Annotated in this window: 9 protein-coding genes; 5 read left to right on the forward strand and 4 right to left on the reverse strand. The window is 44.6% G+C overall.

All coding sequences use genetic code 11. The features are described 5' to 3' along the window. Positions 1-5: 5 nt before the first annotated feature. Positions 6-2,024 (reverse strand): NAD-dependent DNA ligase LigA, encoded by a 2,019-nt coding sequence (gene ligA / locus G8O23_RS01905; RefSeq protein ID WP_166361193.1) that lies wholly within the window; start codon positions 2,022-2,024, stop codon positions 6-8. A 168-nt stretch (positions 2,025-2,192) separates the two neighbouring features. Here ligA and G8O23_RS01910 point away from each other — a divergent pair, with 168 nt between their 5' ends. The 4 genes from G8O23_RS01910 to G8O23_RS01925 all read left to right on the forward strand — a co-directional run bounded on the left by G8O23_RS01910 (position 2,193) and on the right by G8O23_RS01925 (position 9,720). Further along, a complete protein-coding gene (locus tag G8O23_RS01910) occupies positions 2,193-4,391 on the forward strand; it encodes a RelA/SpoT family protein (protein ID WP_166361195.1) in 2,199 nt (732 codons plus the stop codon). Positions 4,392-4,869: 478 nt separating this feature from the next. Next, a complete protein-coding gene (locus G8O23_RS01915; protein ID WP_166361197.1) occupies positions 4,870-6,339 on the forward strand; it encodes a potassium/proton antiporter in 1,470 nt (489 codons plus the stop codon). A 119-nt stretch (positions 6,340-6,458) separates the two neighbouring features. Continuing rightward, complete coding sequence (locus tag G8O23_RS01920) at positions 6,459-8,522, forward strand: DUF1538 domain-containing protein (RefSeq protein ID WP_166361199.1); 2,064 nt, start codon at positions 6,459-6,461, stop codon at positions 8,520-8,522. After that, the gene (locus tag G8O23_RS01925; protein WP_166361201.1) at positions 8,515-9,720 is read left to right on the forward strand and encodes a hypothetical protein; all 1,206 of its coding nucleotides are present in this window, start codon (positions 8,515-8,517) and stop codon (positions 9,718-9,720) included. The genes G8O23_RS01920 and G8O23_RS01925 overlap by 8 nt, the downstream gene beginning before the upstream one ends. A 135-nt stretch (positions 9,721-9,855) precedes the next feature. Here the strand turns inward: G8O23_RS01925 and G8O23_RS01930 are convergent, their stop codons facing one another. Then, the gene (locus G8O23_RS01930) at positions 9,856-11,199 is read right to left on the reverse strand and encodes an MATE family efflux transporter (protein WP_166361203.1); all 1,344 of its coding nucleotides are present in this window, start codon (positions 11,197-11,199) and stop codon (positions 9,856-9,858) included. A gap of 674 nt (positions 11,200-11,873) precedes the next feature. Then, positions 11,874-13,247: a tryptophanase gene (locus G8O23_RS01935; protein WP_166361205.1), complete on the reverse strand. Its 1,374-nt coding sequence runs from the start codon at positions 13,245-13,247 to the stop codon at positions 11,874-11,876. A 366-nt stretch (positions 13,248-13,613) separates the two neighbouring features. Here G8O23_RS01935 and G8O23_RS01940 point away from each other — a divergent pair, with 366 nt between their 5' ends. Next, positions 13,614-15,122 (forward strand): M28 family metallopeptidase, encoded by a 1,509-nt coding sequence (locus tag G8O23_RS01940; protein ID WP_166361207.1) that lies wholly within the window; start codon positions 13,614-13,616, stop codon positions 15,120-15,122. Here G8O23_RS01940 and hydG read toward each other — a convergent pair whose 3' ends face one another. Continuing rightward, a complete protein-coding gene (gene hydG / locus G8O23_RS01945) occupies positions 15,123-16,550 on the reverse strand; it encodes a [FeFe] hydrogenase H-cluster radical SAM maturase HydG (protein ID WP_166361209.1) in 1,428 nt (475 codons plus the stop codon). Between the last annotated feature and the right edge of the window lie 19 nt (positions 16,551-16,569).

Genomic DNA, 16,569 nt, shown 5'->3' on the forward strand with positions numbered 1-16,569 from the left:
ATTTATCAGGTATTTGGCTGTTTTATCAATTCAAAAAAATCATCCTCCGAAATTATCTTAACTCCAAGTTTTGTCGCTTTATCTAGCTTTGCTGGCCCCATCTTGTCGCCAGCAATTAGTAGGTTGGTGCTAGCCGATACGGAACTTGTGTTTTTTCCACCATGTTGCATAACTAACTCCTTAAGCTCATCTCGCGATATTCGGTTAAAAGTTCCCGAGATAACCACCGACTGTCCGCGGAAAACCCCTGTTGCTGCATTGCCCTCTGTGCTCTCTGATTCTAGGGTTAGCCCCGCTTTCTCGAGCCTTTTGATCAACTCAATATTTTTTGGATCCGAAAAGAACGTAACGATGCTTTGGGCAATTCGTTCGCCTACTTCATCTACTTCTATTAGCTGTTCAAAGGTAGCTTCTTTTAGTTTTTCGAGCAAACCGAAGTGCATAGCTAGTTTACGGGCAGTTGTTTCGCCCACGTAACGGATACCCAATCCGAAAAGAACCTTATGAAAGGGCATTTTTGTTGATTGCTTAATGCTCGCTATGGCGTTTTTGACCGACTTGTCGGCAAACCGGTCAAGGTCGATTAGCTGTTCGTAGGTGAGGTCGTATAGGTCGGCCATATCCTTAATTAGTCCTTTTGAAAAAAGCAGGTCTACCGTTTCCTCGCCAAGCCCATCAATATCCATAGCCTTACGGCTTATAAAATGTATAACTCGCCCCTTTAGCTGCGGTGGGCAACCTGCCTGGTTGGGGCAGTAGTGCTTGGCCTCGCCATCGGGTCTAATCAGTTGAGTTCCACATTCAGGACAATGCGTAATATATTCGAAGGCGCTACTGTTTGCAGCACGAAGGCTTGCATCGACCCCCACAATTTTGGGAATAATCTCGCCGCCCTTCTCAACAAATACGGTATCGCCAATATGTAGGTCGAGTATCGCCATCTGATCGGCATTGTGCAACGAGGCTCGCTTAACGGTTGTCCCGGCCAGCAGAACGGGTTCGAGGTTGGCAACTGGTGTTATGGCTCCAGTTCGTCCAACCTGATAATCAACTGAAAGCAGTGTGGTGCTAACCTGTTCGGCCTTGTACTTGTAGGCAATGGCCCAGCGGGGGGTTTTAGCGGTGTAGCCAAGCTGGTTCTGCTGCTGGTAGCTATTTACCTTAATAACTACGCCGTCGGTATCGTAGGGTAATTTTCTGCGTGCTTTATCCCAAAGGTCAACAAAATTTGTTATTTCTTCCACCGTCTTGCAAAGCTCAATATTATCAGGGACTTTAAAGCCCCAATCTTTCGCCTTTAGTAGATTTTGGTAATGATTATCGTAGGGTAAACTATCGCCCAGCATAAAGTAAAGTAGGCAGTCGAGCTTGCGCTCGGCAACAATTTTTGGATTTAGCTGCTTAAGTGTACCTGCTGCGGCATTCCTTGGATTGGCAAAAGGCGTTTCGCCTTGCTCATTACGTTTCTGATTTATTTCGTCGAAAACAGCGTGGGGCAAAAAAATCTCGCCACGGATTTCAAATTCCTCAGGAAAATCATTGCCATTTAGGGTAAGCGGAATGGAGCGAATGGTCTTTACGTTTGCCGTAACATCATCGCCCTGTACACCATCGCCCCTTGTTACAGCGCGAAGTAGTTTCCCGTTTTTGTAAGTTAACCCAATGGCTGTGCCGTCGTACTTAAGTTCGCATACGTACTGCCAAGGTTGCGAAAGCGATTTGGCTATGCGGTTATGAAAGTCCTGAACCTCATCGAACGAATACGTGTTGGCCAGCGAGAGCATTGGATACCTGTGCTTAACCTGCTGAAACCCTTTGGAAATATCGCTGCCCACTCGCTGGGTTGGTGAGGAGCTGTCCTTTAGCTCAGGATATTTCTTCTCAAGGGCTTCCAAATCGCTGAGCATAGCATCGAACTCAAAATCGGAGATCTCGGGCCTGGCCTCAACGTAGTACAAATGGTTGTGCCGGTTAATCTCTTTTCGTAAACGCTCAATACGTGCAAAAATATCTTTTGGAATCATTCTATACAAAAATTTGCATAAAGATACTAAGTTTATGCATTCGTCGTAAGCCTTAGCTCGCCTTTAGTATTTGTTAACGATCTTACGCTTTAACCTTCGAAGAATATACTATAAATTGGCCATTTGTTAGCGCTTGTTTGCTACATTTACATTTCAAAAAGCATAGGAATGCAACAGGATAGAGAGCAAAAACAGATACTAAACAGATACCGTGGGTTACTCCGCTCATGCCGTAATAGCGTTACCCGCGACGATGTTAAGCAGATATCCAAGGCAATTAAAGAGGTTACAAAACTTTATGCCGACAAAAGAACAGCAGCAGGCAATCCCTACGTTTATCATCTTATTGATGTTGCCCGGATTTGTGTTGATGAGATTGGCTTGGGAGGGACGTCCATTGTTGCGGCGCTACTGCATGATACCATTACCGACAAATTACTCAGCCTTATTGAGATTGAGAAGCGCTATAGTCCAACCATAGCAAATATTGTTGATGGCCTCTCAAAGATTACCTCGCTCGATCCCAAGGATCCGAACAAGCAGGCCGAGAACTTTAGGGAGCTAATACTTACCCTATCGACCGATGCGCGTGTAATACTCATAAAACTAGCCGATAGGCTTGAGGAGATGAGGAGCCTTAGCGCAATGCCACCCGATATTAGGCTTAAGCTGTCATGGGAAACATACCACCTATACGCTCCTTTAGCCCATAGGCTGGGCCTTTATCGACTAAAGTCCGAAATGGAAGATTTGGCGATGAAGTACACCAACGAGGCCGATTACAGGATGATACTTCGAAAGCTCAAAAACACTACCACGCGTCGTAATAAGTTTATCCGCGAGTTTATTGAGCCCATTGAGGGTGAACTAACTAAAAAAGGATTTGACTTTGAGGTAAAAGGACGACCTAAAACGGTTTACTCCATCTGGAAAAAAATGCAGAAGAAGGGTGTGGGTTTTGATGAGGTGTACGACGTGTTTGCCATAAGGGTGATTCTAAACAGTCCACCAGATAGCGAAAAGTCAGACTGCTGGCAGGTGTACTCCATTATCACCGATTCGTATACTCCCAACCCCGAACGATTGCGCGACTGGATTTCGGTACCCAAAAGCAACGGCTACGAATCGTTGCAAACTACGGTGGTTGGTCCCGATGGCAAATGGGTTGAGGTGCAAATTCGTTCCAAAAGAATGGATGATATTGCCGAGCGCGGATTGGCTGCCCACTGGAAGTATAAGGGCATAAAGCAGGATCGAGGGCTCGATCAATGGGTCGAAAAGGTTCGTGAAATACTGGAAACCCCGGTGAGTGCTCCCGAGGAGTTTGTTGATCAGTTCAAACTTAATCTATATCAAAATGAGGTTTTTGCCTTTACGCCCAATGGCGATTTGCGAAAGTATCCGCAAGGGGCAACCATTCTCGATTTTGCTTTCGATATCCATTCCGACGTGGGTAGCAAGTGTGTTGGGGCAAAGGTAAATGGTCGTAACGTACCCATTAAGCAGCCTTTGCAGAATGGTGATGTGATAGAGATAATCACATCTAAAAATCAGAAGCCTAAAACCGATTGGCTTCAGATTGTGATCACCGGAAAAGCGCGTAGCAAGATTAAACAGTGCCTTCGCGAGGATAAGAATAAGCAGCTTAGCTTGGGCAAGGAGATGCTCTACCGTAGGCTCAAGAACTGGAAAATATCCGATACGGATGAGGCCATTGCCACGCTTCAGAAACATCTTAAGCTAAGGAGTATTGCCGAGCTGTTCGAGCTGATATCGCTCGATAGGGTGAACCTTACCGAGTTGAAAGCGGTACTTGTGAAAGCTGAGAGCCATGAGGCTGATCAATCTCAAATACCTGAGGAGCCGATCAAGCCAAGGGTTAAGGATGGTAAGGAGTTGTCATCAACCGATTACTTGGTGATTGACGAAAAGCTGGTGGATGTGGATTATAAGCTGGCCAAGTGCTGCAATCCCATCTTTGGCGATAGCATTTTTGGGTTTGTCACCATAAACGAGGGCATAAAGATACACCGAACCAGCTGCCCCAATGCCGCGCAGCTACATCGAAAGTACGGGTACAGGGTGGTGAATGCCAAGTGGAAGGAGACCAAGGCCGATACTTCATTCCAAACCTCTATCAAGATTGTGGGCTTTGATGAGCTGGGAATTGTAAACCGAATATCGGAGCTTATAAGTAAGGATTTAAAGGTAAATATGCGATCGTTCTCCATGAACTCCTCCAATGGGATGTTCGAGGGACGTATTCAGGTTTTTGTGTCGGACACAAAGCATTTGGAGACCCTGCTGTATCGCCTTGGCAGAATTAAGGGGGTGCAGAAAGCGGTTAGGGTAGGAGGTGAGGTTTAGAGTTGTTGGTTGTCAGTTGTTGGATGTTGGTTGTCAGTTGTTGGATGTTGGTTGTCAGTTGTTAGTTGTCAGTAATAAGTAATCAGCCTGTCTCTGCTTGTCTCGTAAACCTTTTGGTTGACGAGATAAGAGTGGCGTTTTTTGCCACGATGACGAGATGGTCGGTGATCGGTGGTCAGTAATCGGTGGTCAGTAATCGGTGGTCAGTAATCGGCCTGTCTCGTAAGAGTGGCGTTTTTTGCCACGATGACGAGATGGTCAGTAATCGGTGGTTGGTAATCGGTGGTCGGTAAATTTAGTCTTTCCACATACGACTTGTGACTTTTAGACTTTTGACTTTTGACTTTTAGACTTTTCGACTTTCGACCCTTCGGCAAGCTCAGGGCATGCTTTCAGACTTTCCAACTAAAATTCCCCTACCACTCATTCCTCACAATTTATTAACTTTGCATTACTAACTCTCTTTTATACCCAAAGTATGTTAATTACCGCAGAGAATATTCTTTTAGTAGGTTCGGTGCTGCTTTTAATTAGTATCATCCTTATACAACGCTCCTACAAGTTTGGTGTACCTACACTAGTTCTTTTCTTGGGGATTGGGATGTTGGCTGGAGTTGATGGGTTGGGGGGTATAACCTTCGATAATCCAAAAGTTGCTCAGTTTATTGGGATTGTCTCCCTTAATTTTATCCTTTTCTCTGGTGGTCTCGATACCAATTGGTCTACCATTAAACCAGTGCTTTGGCAGGGCGTTTCGCTTTCTACCCTAGGCGTTTTACTAACTGCAGTAACCACTGGCATTTTTGTTTGGCTTGTTACTGGATGCACCATTTACGAGGGGATGCTGCTGGGTGCCATCGTATCCTCAACCGATGCTGCAGCAGTATTCTCAATACTCCGTGGAAAAAGCCTTGCCCTTAAAAGTAAGCTGCGGTCAACGCTCGAGTTCGAGAGTGGTAGTAACGACCCAATGGCCTATGCGCTAACCATCGTTTTTCTTACCTTGGTTATGAATCCCGATATGGGGTTGGGGAGTGTTATACCCTTCTTCCTAAAGCAGATGTTGCTTGGGGCTGCAGGAGGAGCAGTTTTTGCTGTGGCCAGCAAATTTGTTATCAACAAGATAAAGCTTGCCTACGAGGGGCTTTACCCCGTACTAATGATTGGGTTAATGTTTATAACCTTCTCATTTACTGACTTTATAGGTGGCAACGGGTTTTTAGCCATATACCTTTGCGCGCTGTATCTAGGAAACCAGGAGATTATGCATAAGCGTACCATTATGAAGATGTACGATGGTTTGGCCTGGCTCATGCAGATTGTACTTTTCCTTACCCTTGGATTACTGGTTAACCCATCGCAAATAATACCCGTTATAGGGCTCGGGCTTTTAGTATCAGTATTTCTAATCCTTGTGGCAAGGCCAGTGGCAGTATTCATGAGCCTACTACCATTCCGTATGGCTGTGCGTAAAAAGTTTTATATATCATGGGTAGGTCTTAGAGGTGCTGTGCCCATTGTGTTTGCCACATACCCTCTAATAGCTGGTATCGATAAGGCAGGTATAATTTTCAATGTGGTATTCTTTGTGGCGTTAACCTCGGTTATTGTCCAGGGAACAACCCTATCAACCCTTGCTAAATGGTTTCATGTGGCATTGCCCGAGAATCTGAAACCATTGGGCCCGGTGGAGGTATTCCTTTCGGAGCAGGAGAAAACGGCTTACGCCGAGGTAAAGATACCCGAGGACTCCAAGGTTATAAACAAGAAAATTGTAGACCTAAACTTTCCAAACTCGGCCATTATCGCCATGATAAAGCGCGATGGTAAGTACATTACCCCCAATGGCTCCACTGTAATAAATGAGGGCGATGTTTTGGTTATCCTTTGTAACCAGAACAACGGAATGCAGGAAGTGCAGGCGTGCTTGAACATTAATTTTAACTAATCAGCAAGCTAACTTGGACTGATTTTGCTTATTGTTATGTTTTATAATCGGGTTTTTGTTTTTCCGGTTTCGATTTTTATTGTAATTTGGTAGTTCCATAATAAACCCTTAAAAACCTGATGAAAAAACGAATAAAAATCCCTTTTAAATCGGCTTTTGGGATGCTTGGTGGCTATGCCAAGGATCGTATTGTTGAGCAGATTCGGCTTATTGCTTTTGTAATTGTTTACCTAGTTACCTTTCAAGTACTAATTCTCCAGGTGCCTTTAGCTGATGCATTGCCCATTGCAGGAGGAATTGGACTAGTGGTTTTTGGCTTAGCCTTTTTCCTTGAGGGGTTACTGCTTGGACTTATGCCCTTGGGCGAAAGGGTAGGGGTAAAACTCCCCACCAAATTTGGAATACTGTTTATTGCAGTATTTGGTATTTTCCTTGGCTTTGGCTCCACCGTTGCCGAACCTGCTATTAGCTCCCTACGAACCGCAGGGGCAGGAGTTACCGCATGGGATGCACCAATGCTATACATGCTATTGGAGCGTTACACTCAAGCATTGGTTTACAGTATAGGGGGTGGTGTTGGATTAGCAGTGGCTCTTGGTATGTTTAGGTTTTACTACGAGTTATCAATAAAACCATTTATCTACACCATTATTCCAGTGGTGTTGGCGCTTTCGCTTTTCCTCTCTTTTGATAGTATTTTAAACTCAATCATTGGTCTTGCATGGGATTCTGGTGCGGTAACCACTGGAGCAGTAACCGTTCCATTGGTTCTTGCCCTAGGGATTGGAGTATCAAGAGCGGCAAGTAAGAATAAGGCATCGAGTGGTGGTTTTGGAATTATACTCTTAGCATCAGCATTTCCAATTCTTAGCGTTCTAATTCTAGGCATATCGCTTAGGTCGGCATCGCCCGAGCAAACAACTGAGGCTCATTTTTTCTCAAAGCAGAATCGGGTAAGTGCTTTAAAACTTTTTGATGATGATAATGCCCTGTTACAACATGCTTTTACACGAGGGAGCGAGGTTGGTCGGAAATCGTATTTTGCCGATTTAGCTCAATACGAAAACACCCTTCAAGATTTAGCCAATAATCCTGAGACCCTAACACAGCTACTGGGCACTATGTCGCTTGATGAGTGGCTTAGTAGTAAAGCATCGGAGGATGAGCGAAAATTTATTGCATCGGTTAAGACCGGTCCCATTGAAGTGGCCTCGGGCATACCGGCATCAACTGTGTTTAAGGAGGAGTCAAAAATATCGCTTCAAGCTGTTATACCTCTAACCCTCCTGCTATTGGTTGTTTTACTCCTATTCCTTCGCGAAAAGTTGCGATACAAGGATGAGTTTGTGCTTGGGATTATGTTTACACTAATTGGTATGGCCTTGCTTACTTCGGGTATTAGGTTGGGCTTAGGCCCATTGGGGGGACAGGTTGGTGCACAATTACCCAGAGCATTTAGCAAGGAGGCTAAGTTTATTGAAAGTAAAATGATTACCCCTTTTGATACATCGTTAGTATTCTCTTCAATATCTCTTGATGGCACAACGAAACAATTCTTCAACCTTGTAGAGAATGATGATGTTAAAACCATTGAGTTTTTCCCCGAAAAATACGACAAGGAGAACAAAATATATGAGTATGTAATTAAACGGCAACCCCTGTTGGGGCCAAACTTAACCCTTTTGGGGATATTACTTGTTTTACTTTTTGCCTTTGGGATGGGGTTTGGTGCGACAATGGCCGAACCAGGACTAAACGCACTGGGTATAACGGTTGAGGAACTAACCGTGGGAGCTATAAAACGTTCACAGATTCTTTTTGTTGTTTCGCTTGGGGTAGGTATTGGTTTAGTGCTGGGTGTGCTAAGGATCCTATACGACATTCCACTCATTTGGATGATTCTTCCGGGTTATCTTCTGTTGCTGCCGTTAACATACTTTAGCGAGGATGAGTTTACTTCCATAGCTTGGGATTGCGGCGGTGTTACCACTGGTCCCGTTACCGTACCATTGGTTTTAGCCATGGGGCTGAGTATTGGTGGCGAGTTAAACGTTGTTGATGGCTTTGGCATCTTGGCTTGTGCATCGTTTTCACCTATTGTGACAGTGCTTACATTTGGACTGATAACCCGAGCACGTCAGAAACGCATTGTTAACACTTCAACCGATAACCACGATGAATAGCGATAATAGTACAGTTCAGAAAGATTTCTCTCCATCGAGAGCTGTTTGGAAAACCCAACTCGATAAGGGAACCCACGCACCTCATAGGGTGAGTAGGATTACATGCATTGTGAATAAACTCTTTAGCGATAAAATCGTTGAGCAGATCTTTAGCTTGGGCATTAATACTATTTTCGATGAAACGGGTAGGACTACTAGGGAGTTTATTAGCCCCAGAAGTTTTGGGCTACCCGGCTCAACAATTAAAATGCAAAGTACACCTGTTGATGTATTCCGATTTACGGTTCAGCGTAAGCAGGCTCGAAAAGTAATGGATTACCTAGTTAAGGCAGGGGATTTCAATATACCCGGTAGGGGTACCATTTTTTCACAGGACTTGATTGAGTTTACCAAGAAGGAACCACCATTCATTGCTTTCGAGGAGATGGAGAATAATGTTAACCATGATATCCCCTATCTGCGAAAACTCTCGTATGTGATTTGTGTCCTTTCTGTTACTGGTAGCGGCGAAAAGTTGGCAAAGGTGGCCTTAGATTTAGGTGTTTGTGTGCCCCTAATAACACATGGCATAAGTAACGACCTGCGCGATCAGTTAGGCCTTATCCGCATTACCATATCGCCCGAAAAAGAGGTGGTTCACCTTATAATGCCCGAGCAGGATACTGATAGTATTATCAAATTACTGCTTGAAGAGGGTCGGCTCGATAGGCCGGGACGTGGCTTTATTTACCAGACGCCAATTAGCTTTGGCCTTATCGATAGCAGAATGCGTGTTGGTAGACAGCAGTACGCTGCTAGTATGGAGCAAATCATTGCAGCGATTGACCAGATAAAGGGTAATACCTTTTGGCGTAAACGTCTCGATACCACAGGCGCCGATGCGGTTGATGAGCAACTTTGGCTACCCAACGACAATTGCGAAATCTCTGTGGTTTCCGAGGAGGATGCCGAGGAGCATCTGAAGTATGCCGGGATGAAAGCCGGTGCCACTGGATCAACCGTATCGCGACTAAAAATTCTTGTGTCGGGAGCTAAGGAACTTAAGGTTTCCTCGCTGGTGCAGAGTACATTCAGCGTGTCGGCCGAGAAAACCAACGATGTGGTGGATGCCCTGCTACAGCATAGCGCTGTGGGTATTAAGCATTCGGAGAGAGTACAGGTACTCGATTCACCAGCGGCTTACATTCATACATTTTAGCAATTTTATGGCTTTGATTTAATTCTACTAATTCTATCGTGATAAGCCTTGCTCTAATGTGAAAGATTATACTGATTGGTTGTGTAGTAAGCGGGAATGCAATTTTTGGCAAGTCGGTTTGGTGATTGAATTGCTTTACCGTACTTCCCTTTTCACCACTCCCTTATCCTTCCAATTGCCAAACTTATAGTAAAGCATAGCTCCAGCAACTCCAAAGAACCAGGCAATGGGTATGGACCACCAAATGCCCGTTTCGCCCATAAACCGGCTTAGGAAAACCGCCAATGGTATACGAACTAGCCAGAGCGAGAACAGAGTTATGAACATGGGGATTAGCGTGGCGCCGGCACCCCTGAGCAACCCGTTGTATACAAACATGGTGGAGAATAGAAGGTAGAAAAGACTAACGATTATAAGGTAATCCTTTCCGATGGCGATAACCTCGGGATCGTTGGAAAAAATCTTCATCAGTGGCTCCGACCAGAACAGCGCAACAACCGTCATGCTAATGCTGAAAAGCGAAGCGAAGACCAGCGCCACTTTCAGCCCCCTGTTAATACGCTGATACTTATTGGCTCCAATGTTCTGCCCAACAAAAACCGAGAGGGCAACCGATAGGGTCATGGCGGGGAGCGATGCCAGCGAATCGATACGGCTAGCTGCTGTAAAGGCAGCAATTACGTTTGTTCCAAACGTGTTTACAATTCCTGTTAGCGCCATCATGCCAAGGGCAACAAAGGTATGCTGTATTCCTGTAGGAAGGCCAATCCGTAAGCTTTGAACGAATATTTTCCAGTCGAATTTGATACCCCAAACATCAATGCGGATAACGCTGTGCTTTCGGTTGATATGTGCAACTGCTATTACAAATGCAACACCCTGCGAAACCACTGTAGCCCATGCTGCACCAGCAATTCCCCAATTAAATCCAAGTACAAAAAGGAAGTCGAGCCCAATATTGAGAACGGTTGCAATAATAAGGTAATATAGTGGGTTTTTGGAATCGCCCACGCCCCTAAGGATAGAGGTTATGGAATTAAATCCGAAGAAAACCAACATTCCCATGAGGTAGATGTTAAGGTAGGTAGTTGCCGAATCCATTAGCTCATCGGGAAGCTGCAGTAGGGTGAATATCCATTTACTAAATAGAATGCCCGTTACCGATATCACCAACCCAGTAATCAGTAAAAAGATATTTAGCGTATCAACAGCCTTCTTAACGCTTTCCTTATCCTTAGCCCCAAAGTATTGCGATATTACAACCGATGCACCACCACCAATGCCAATAATTAGAGCAATAATGGTAAATATTACTGGGAATGATGCGCCAACCGAAGCAAGCGCCTCCTTACCAAGGTATTTGCCCACAATTATGCTATCGACGATATTGTAGAGCTGCTGGAAGACATTACCCAGCAGCATGGGTACTGAAAATCGGAGTATTTGCCGTGCTACGTTTCCGGTGGTTAGGTCGGTCATTATTATTCTGGGGTACTCTCTGTTTAATGTGAAGCGAAAATTATTTCATTAGGAAACAGCACAAAATGGTAAAAGTTTATGCCATGGTTAAAGGGCTGCAAAAATAGTACTTAAATCCCAATAAGTTAAAAAAGGTTTTGACCATCGAAAGCGCTATGCAGATGCTTATCAATATAGATGCCGCTTTCGTTTTGGGCACCATGCATAAGATTTTAGTTAGTTCCTGTTTAGGCTTATTATACTAAAGCATCAGAAACTATATTGTTAATCACTACTGACCGACTAATAAATATAGATTTCGAGCGCCTGCCTGAATGACGCAGTCAGGCAGGAAGCGAGACCACGAAGTAGCAGCGAAGCTAAATCTATTACATTATTATCATTTTAAAAAAGACTTAGTCGGACACTAGTGATTGTTAATGAGAAGAAAATTTCTAGAGTTTATTTGGGCAGTAATGCTATATACATAGAATTATGAGAAAGGCTAAGCCCAAAGTTCGCCAATGGTTTTATTGCAAAACGAATGGGTAAGTTGCTAGACTAATTGGTAATAGACCTTGTCAATATATACCTAGAATAGACAAGGGTGCGAAAAATATGGACTTGCTATTAAAAGAAAATTAGCGCAAGGTTTTTGAACCTTGCGCCAATTTAGTTATGCTTGTTTAATACTCTTAAGCCTTGTCTAACTCCACAGTAAAGTGCCTCATGATGGGTGCTTCCCACATAATTTTTAGCCCGCTCTTTATGCTATCGCGCCTATCGAAAACGTTTTTAAGAGCCACGGCAATCACATCCATATGGTTGTTGGTATAGGTGCGTCGTGGAATGGCCAACCGAAGGAGTTCCAGCTTGGGGAAACGGTTCTCACGGGTTTCTGGGTCGCGGTCGGCCAGTAGTGCCCCAATCTCAACACCCCTAATGCCAGCCTCTAGGTAAAGTTCAACGGCTAAAGTTTGTGCACGGAACTGCTCTTTTGGAACATTAGGGAGGATTTTGTTGGCATCAACAAAAATGGCGTGGCCACCAGCAGGCGACTGGAATGGTATGCCAAACTCCTTGAGCCTGTTGCCAAGATATTCAACCTGCTTAATGCGGGTTTCAAGGTACTCAAACTCTGTTCCCTCGTCGAGGCCTACAGATAGGGCATTCATATCGCGACCCGCCATTCCGCCATAGGTTACAAAGCCCTCGAACATAATGTTGTAGGTTGAGCATTGTCTCCAAACTTCTTGCGATTTCATGGCGATAAAACCACCGATATTAACAATGGCGTCCTTCTTGCTGCTCATGGTCATAAAGTCGGCATACGAGAACATCTCTTTTACAATCTCCTTCACGGTTTTGTTTTCGTAACCCTTCTCGCGGATTTTAATAAAGTAGGCATTCTCGGCAAAGCGAGCCGAGTCGAAAAGTACGGGCTTGTTGTGCTTATCGGCAACTCGACGCACCTCGCGCAAACACTCCATCGATACGGGTTGTCCACCGGCGGTGTTATTGGTTACGGTTACAATAATGAATGGTACCTTGGCGGCGTTTTCGGCCATGTACTTCTCTAGTTTATCAATATCAACATTCCCTTTAAATGGATGGTAAGCTTCGGTATCGCTGGCAATATCAATGGTTAAATCTACGGCATGTGCCTTACGGAACTCAATATGTCCCTTGGTGGTATCGAAATGCGAGTTTCCGGGGATGCAGTCGCCCTCTTTAACCAACGCCGAGAATAGCACGTTTTCGGCTGCACGACCCTGATGGGTTGGCATGAAGTAGTCGAAACCCAAGATGTTTTTAATGGCATTCTTTAGGTTGTAGTACGACGATGCGCCAGCGTAGCTCTCGTCGCCAACCATCATGGCGCCCCACTGCTTGTCGCTCATGGCGCCAGTTCCCGAGTCGGTAAGTAGGTCGATGAATACCTGATCACTTTTCAGATTGAAAAGGTTATACTTTGCGGTTTTAATCCACTCCTCACGCTCGGTGCGGGTGCTGCGACGGATGGTCTCAACCATCTTAATTTTATACGATTCTGCAAATGGTAGTTCCATAGCAATAATATTTTATTGATTAAGAAATATGTTTCGAGAAGTTAAAAAAGGATGAAGCGAGGCTAGCTATGTAGCCACTAGAAATGGAAGGTGTCGCGATTTTTGATATTGCGATACACGTGCAGTGCAAGTACCGATATTACTTTTAGTTCTTTCATAAACGCTTGTGTAATACCCCGCAAATTTACAGAAATTTTTGATTAGCTTCGAAATATAACCATATAAATTCCTAACTTTGATAAAGGACATTGGAAAAACAAACATCTTGAGATCGCCTAACACTGCTTTATGCATATGGATAATCGCCATAGGGTATTATTGCTATGCATTTCGATGTCGGTTGGGTACATAAAACAAATGCTATTGATGCTTTTCAAAAATAGGATATCGGTTAAAATATTAGTGGGCATACTGCTAATTGGGCTCAACGGTGCGGCAATTGCTCAAACTGTTCAAATTGTTGATGGCATTGAGCAAAACCTACGGAGCCACGTAGAGTACTTGTGTTCACCTGCGCTAATGGGGCGCAGCACCCTAACGGGGCATGATGTTTTGGCAGCACGGTATGTCGACTCCCTTTTCTCAACTTATAGTTTAAAGGGCTTGCCCACCTTTGGTAAACCCACCTACTCGCAGCGTTTCAATGTGTACAACACAATTCGGGCAACCGAGAGGCTTACCGTTGGCGATAGCGTTTTTTATTTCAATGAAGATTTTGCCTATACCGGCAAGTTGCCACCAAAGGAAAAGGACATTGAGGTTGTGTTTGGAGGTGTTTTTAACGAGGATGGTTTTGATAATATGGATCTGAAAGGAAAAGCTTTGCTAGTTTTTGTCGATAAGTTGGGCTTGTCCTTATTCAATATTCAAAGATTTGTGAAGGAAACAGGTTGCGAACTGGTACTAATTGCTAACCCTAAGGATAATAACGATTTTTATAAAATATCGAAAAATGTAAGTGCGAGTAAGTCCCTAGCAAACTACAGCATCGATCTGAACATTGAGAACCCTATTCGATCGTATATGCCCAGCTCAAGGAACAATAAACCCATAGTTTTTATCTCCAATAAGCTGGCCGAGACTATCCTTGGCAATTCACCACGCGATTTGCTAGATAAGATGGGTGAGGATAGTTCCCTCAATTTTCAGCTTAGCAAATCGTATGTTACATTCGATTTAGAGGGTGATATTGATATGTTTCCTACGCAAAATGTAGTGGGGTATATACCTGCTAGAGAAATCACTCAGCAAAACATTGTAGTTGGGGCACATCTCGATCATCTTGAACCCATTGGAGACAGGTGGTATCCCGGTGCCGACGATAACGTCTCAGGTTCAGCCGTTATGCTTGAGGTGGCTCGGCTAATTGCTGCCGATTATCAGAATGGCTACAGACCCTTTCGAAATATTGTGTTTGCCAGCTTTACAGCTGAGGAAATTGGCCTGTTGGGGTCCCAGCATTTCACGCTTAACCCTCTATTCTGTGTCGATAGTACGGTTGCTTTTATCAATATCGATATGGTGGGGCGGCCATCAAGGAATGATGCTGATAAGTTGCACTTGTACCTTAATGGCAAGAATAGAATAGAATCGTTTGCCAATATCCTTAGAAATGTGAATAGGGATTCTACTCTATCAATTGATCCCGAAACCCTTCCGGGGTCTTCGGTATACTCATTATCCGATCATTATCATTACGATAAGCTGGGGCTACCTTCGTACATATTAACCACTGGTCTGCATAGCGATTACCACAGAACCTCCGATACTCCCGAAAAGCTATCGTATAGTGGTATGGCTAAGATTGTTGATTTGGTATACTCTGCCATTCGGCATTTTGCCGATGAAAGAGAACCTTGGGATATGGACAAGTAGTTAAAAGTACAAATCTCGTTCGCCCTGCTTAATCCTCTCAATCCTTCGCCTAATCTCCACAGGATTGCCTTGATTGTTGAGGTTATCTAAAGTTTTATCAATCAATTTCCAGCCCTTTTCCTGTACTTGTGGAGTTGCGTAGTCCACTAGGTATTCACTTAACGTAAGTAGTGCATTGGGTGTGCAGTATCGCTTAATAAATCCGGGAACAGAGAACTCCATAAAGTGCTCGCCAGTGCGGCCTAAGCGATAGCAGGCGGTACAAAAAGAGGGCAAACTCTCGTGCTCAATCAGCTCTTCGATTATCTCGCCCAGCGAACGGTTGTCGTTAATCATAAACTGTTCGCGGTTAAGGTTTTGCTCCTCGTTTTTAGATTTTGAATAAGAGCCCATTTCCAACTTCGTTCCGCCATCAATTTGCGATACCCCAAACTGGATAACCTCCCGCCTAACTGCAGCTGACTCGCGGGCAGTAAGGATCATTCCGGTGTAGGGCACGGCAAGGCGAAGTATGGCAACCAGCTTCACAAAATCCTTGTCGTTCACCTCATACTCCTTCGGAGTATTTATCGATGCTGCATCCTTAATGCGTGGGAATGAGATGGTGTGTGGCCCCACGTTGTAGCAAGCCTCAAGGTGATTGGTGTGGCGGACCAGAGCCAAAACTTCGTAGCGCCAGTCGTAAAGGCCAAACAGGGCGCCTATGCCTACATCATCGAGCCCTGCTTCCTGTGCACGATCGAGGCTGGTTAAGCGCCAATCGAAATCGCGCTTTTTACCACCTAGGTGGTAATTTGCGTACGCCTCGGGATGGTAGGTCTCCTGAAAAACCTGATAGGTACCTATACCAGCATCCTTAACGGTTCTAAATCCTTCTATATCCAACGGCGCAGCGTTTATGTTCACACGACGTATCTCCCCGTTTCCTTTCTTTATGCCGTAAACCAATTTCACGTTGTTGGCAATATGTTCGGGCGAGTAGTCCTTATGCTCTCCGTAAACGAGAATAAGCCGCTTCTGACCATTATCCTCCAAGGCTTCAACCTCTTTTATTATCTCATCATCGGATAGAGTGACACGCACAGCGTCCTTGTTCGATGCTCTAAATCCGCAGTAAGAACAGTTATTGGTGCACTTGTTGCCAATGTACAGCGGTGCGAATAGCACAATGCGATTACCGTACACCTTCTCCTTTAGGTCGCGTGCTGCGTTAAGAATTTCCTCCACAAGCGTTGGCTCGGTGGTGTTTACCAGCACGGCAGTTTCCTCAAGCGATAGCCTTTTCTTACTATATGCCTTGGCAATAACTTCGCGCACCCGCTCTGGAGTCGATTCGGTGCTGTAAATGTAATTCCATATCTCGGCAGGGTCAATGAAGGGCTTCATTGGCTCGTCGGCTATAAGGTATTTCTCTGGAGTAAATTTCATAGCAAAGTGGCTTTATACT

This window comes from Perlabentimonas gracilis (assembly GCF_011174675.1).
GTDB lineage: Bacteria > Bacteroidota > Bacteroidia > Bacteroidales > Tenuifilaceae > Perlabentimonas > Perlabentimonas gracilis.

Coding starts and splice junctions, on each gene's coding strand:
- ligA (WP_166361193.1), bottom strand. CDS start 2,024: ATGATTCCAAAAGATATTTTTGCACGTATTGAGCGTTTACGAAAAGAG.
- G8O23_RS01910 (WP_166361195.1), top strand. CDS start 2,193: ATGCAACAGGATAGAGAGCAAAAACAGATACTAAACAGATACCGTGGG.
- G8O23_RS01915 (WP_166361197.1), top strand. CDS start 4,870: ATGTTAATTACCGCAGAGAATATTCTTTTAGTAGGTTCGGTGCTGCTT.
- G8O23_RS01920 (WP_166361199.1), top strand. CDS start 6,459: ATGAAAAAACGAATAAAAATCCCTTTTAAATCGGCTTTTGGGATGCTT.
- G8O23_RS01925 (WP_166361201.1), top strand. CDS start 8,515: ATGAATAGCGATAATAGTACAGTTCAGAAAGATTTCTCTCCATCGAGA.
- G8O23_RS01930 (WP_166361203.1), bottom strand. CDS start 11,199: ATGACCGACCTAACCACCGGAAACGTAGCACGGCAAATACTCCGATTT.
- G8O23_RS01935 (WP_166361205.1), bottom strand. CDS start 13,247: ATGGAACTACCATTTGCAGAATCGTATAAAATTAAGATGGTTGAGACC.
- G8O23_RS01940 (WP_166361207.1), top strand. CDS start 13,614: ATGCTTTTCAAAAATAGGATATCGGTTAAAATATTAGTGGGCATACTG.
- hydG (WP_166361209.1), bottom strand. CDS start 16,550: ATGAAATTTACTCCAGAGAAATACCTTATAGCCGACGAGCCAATGAAG.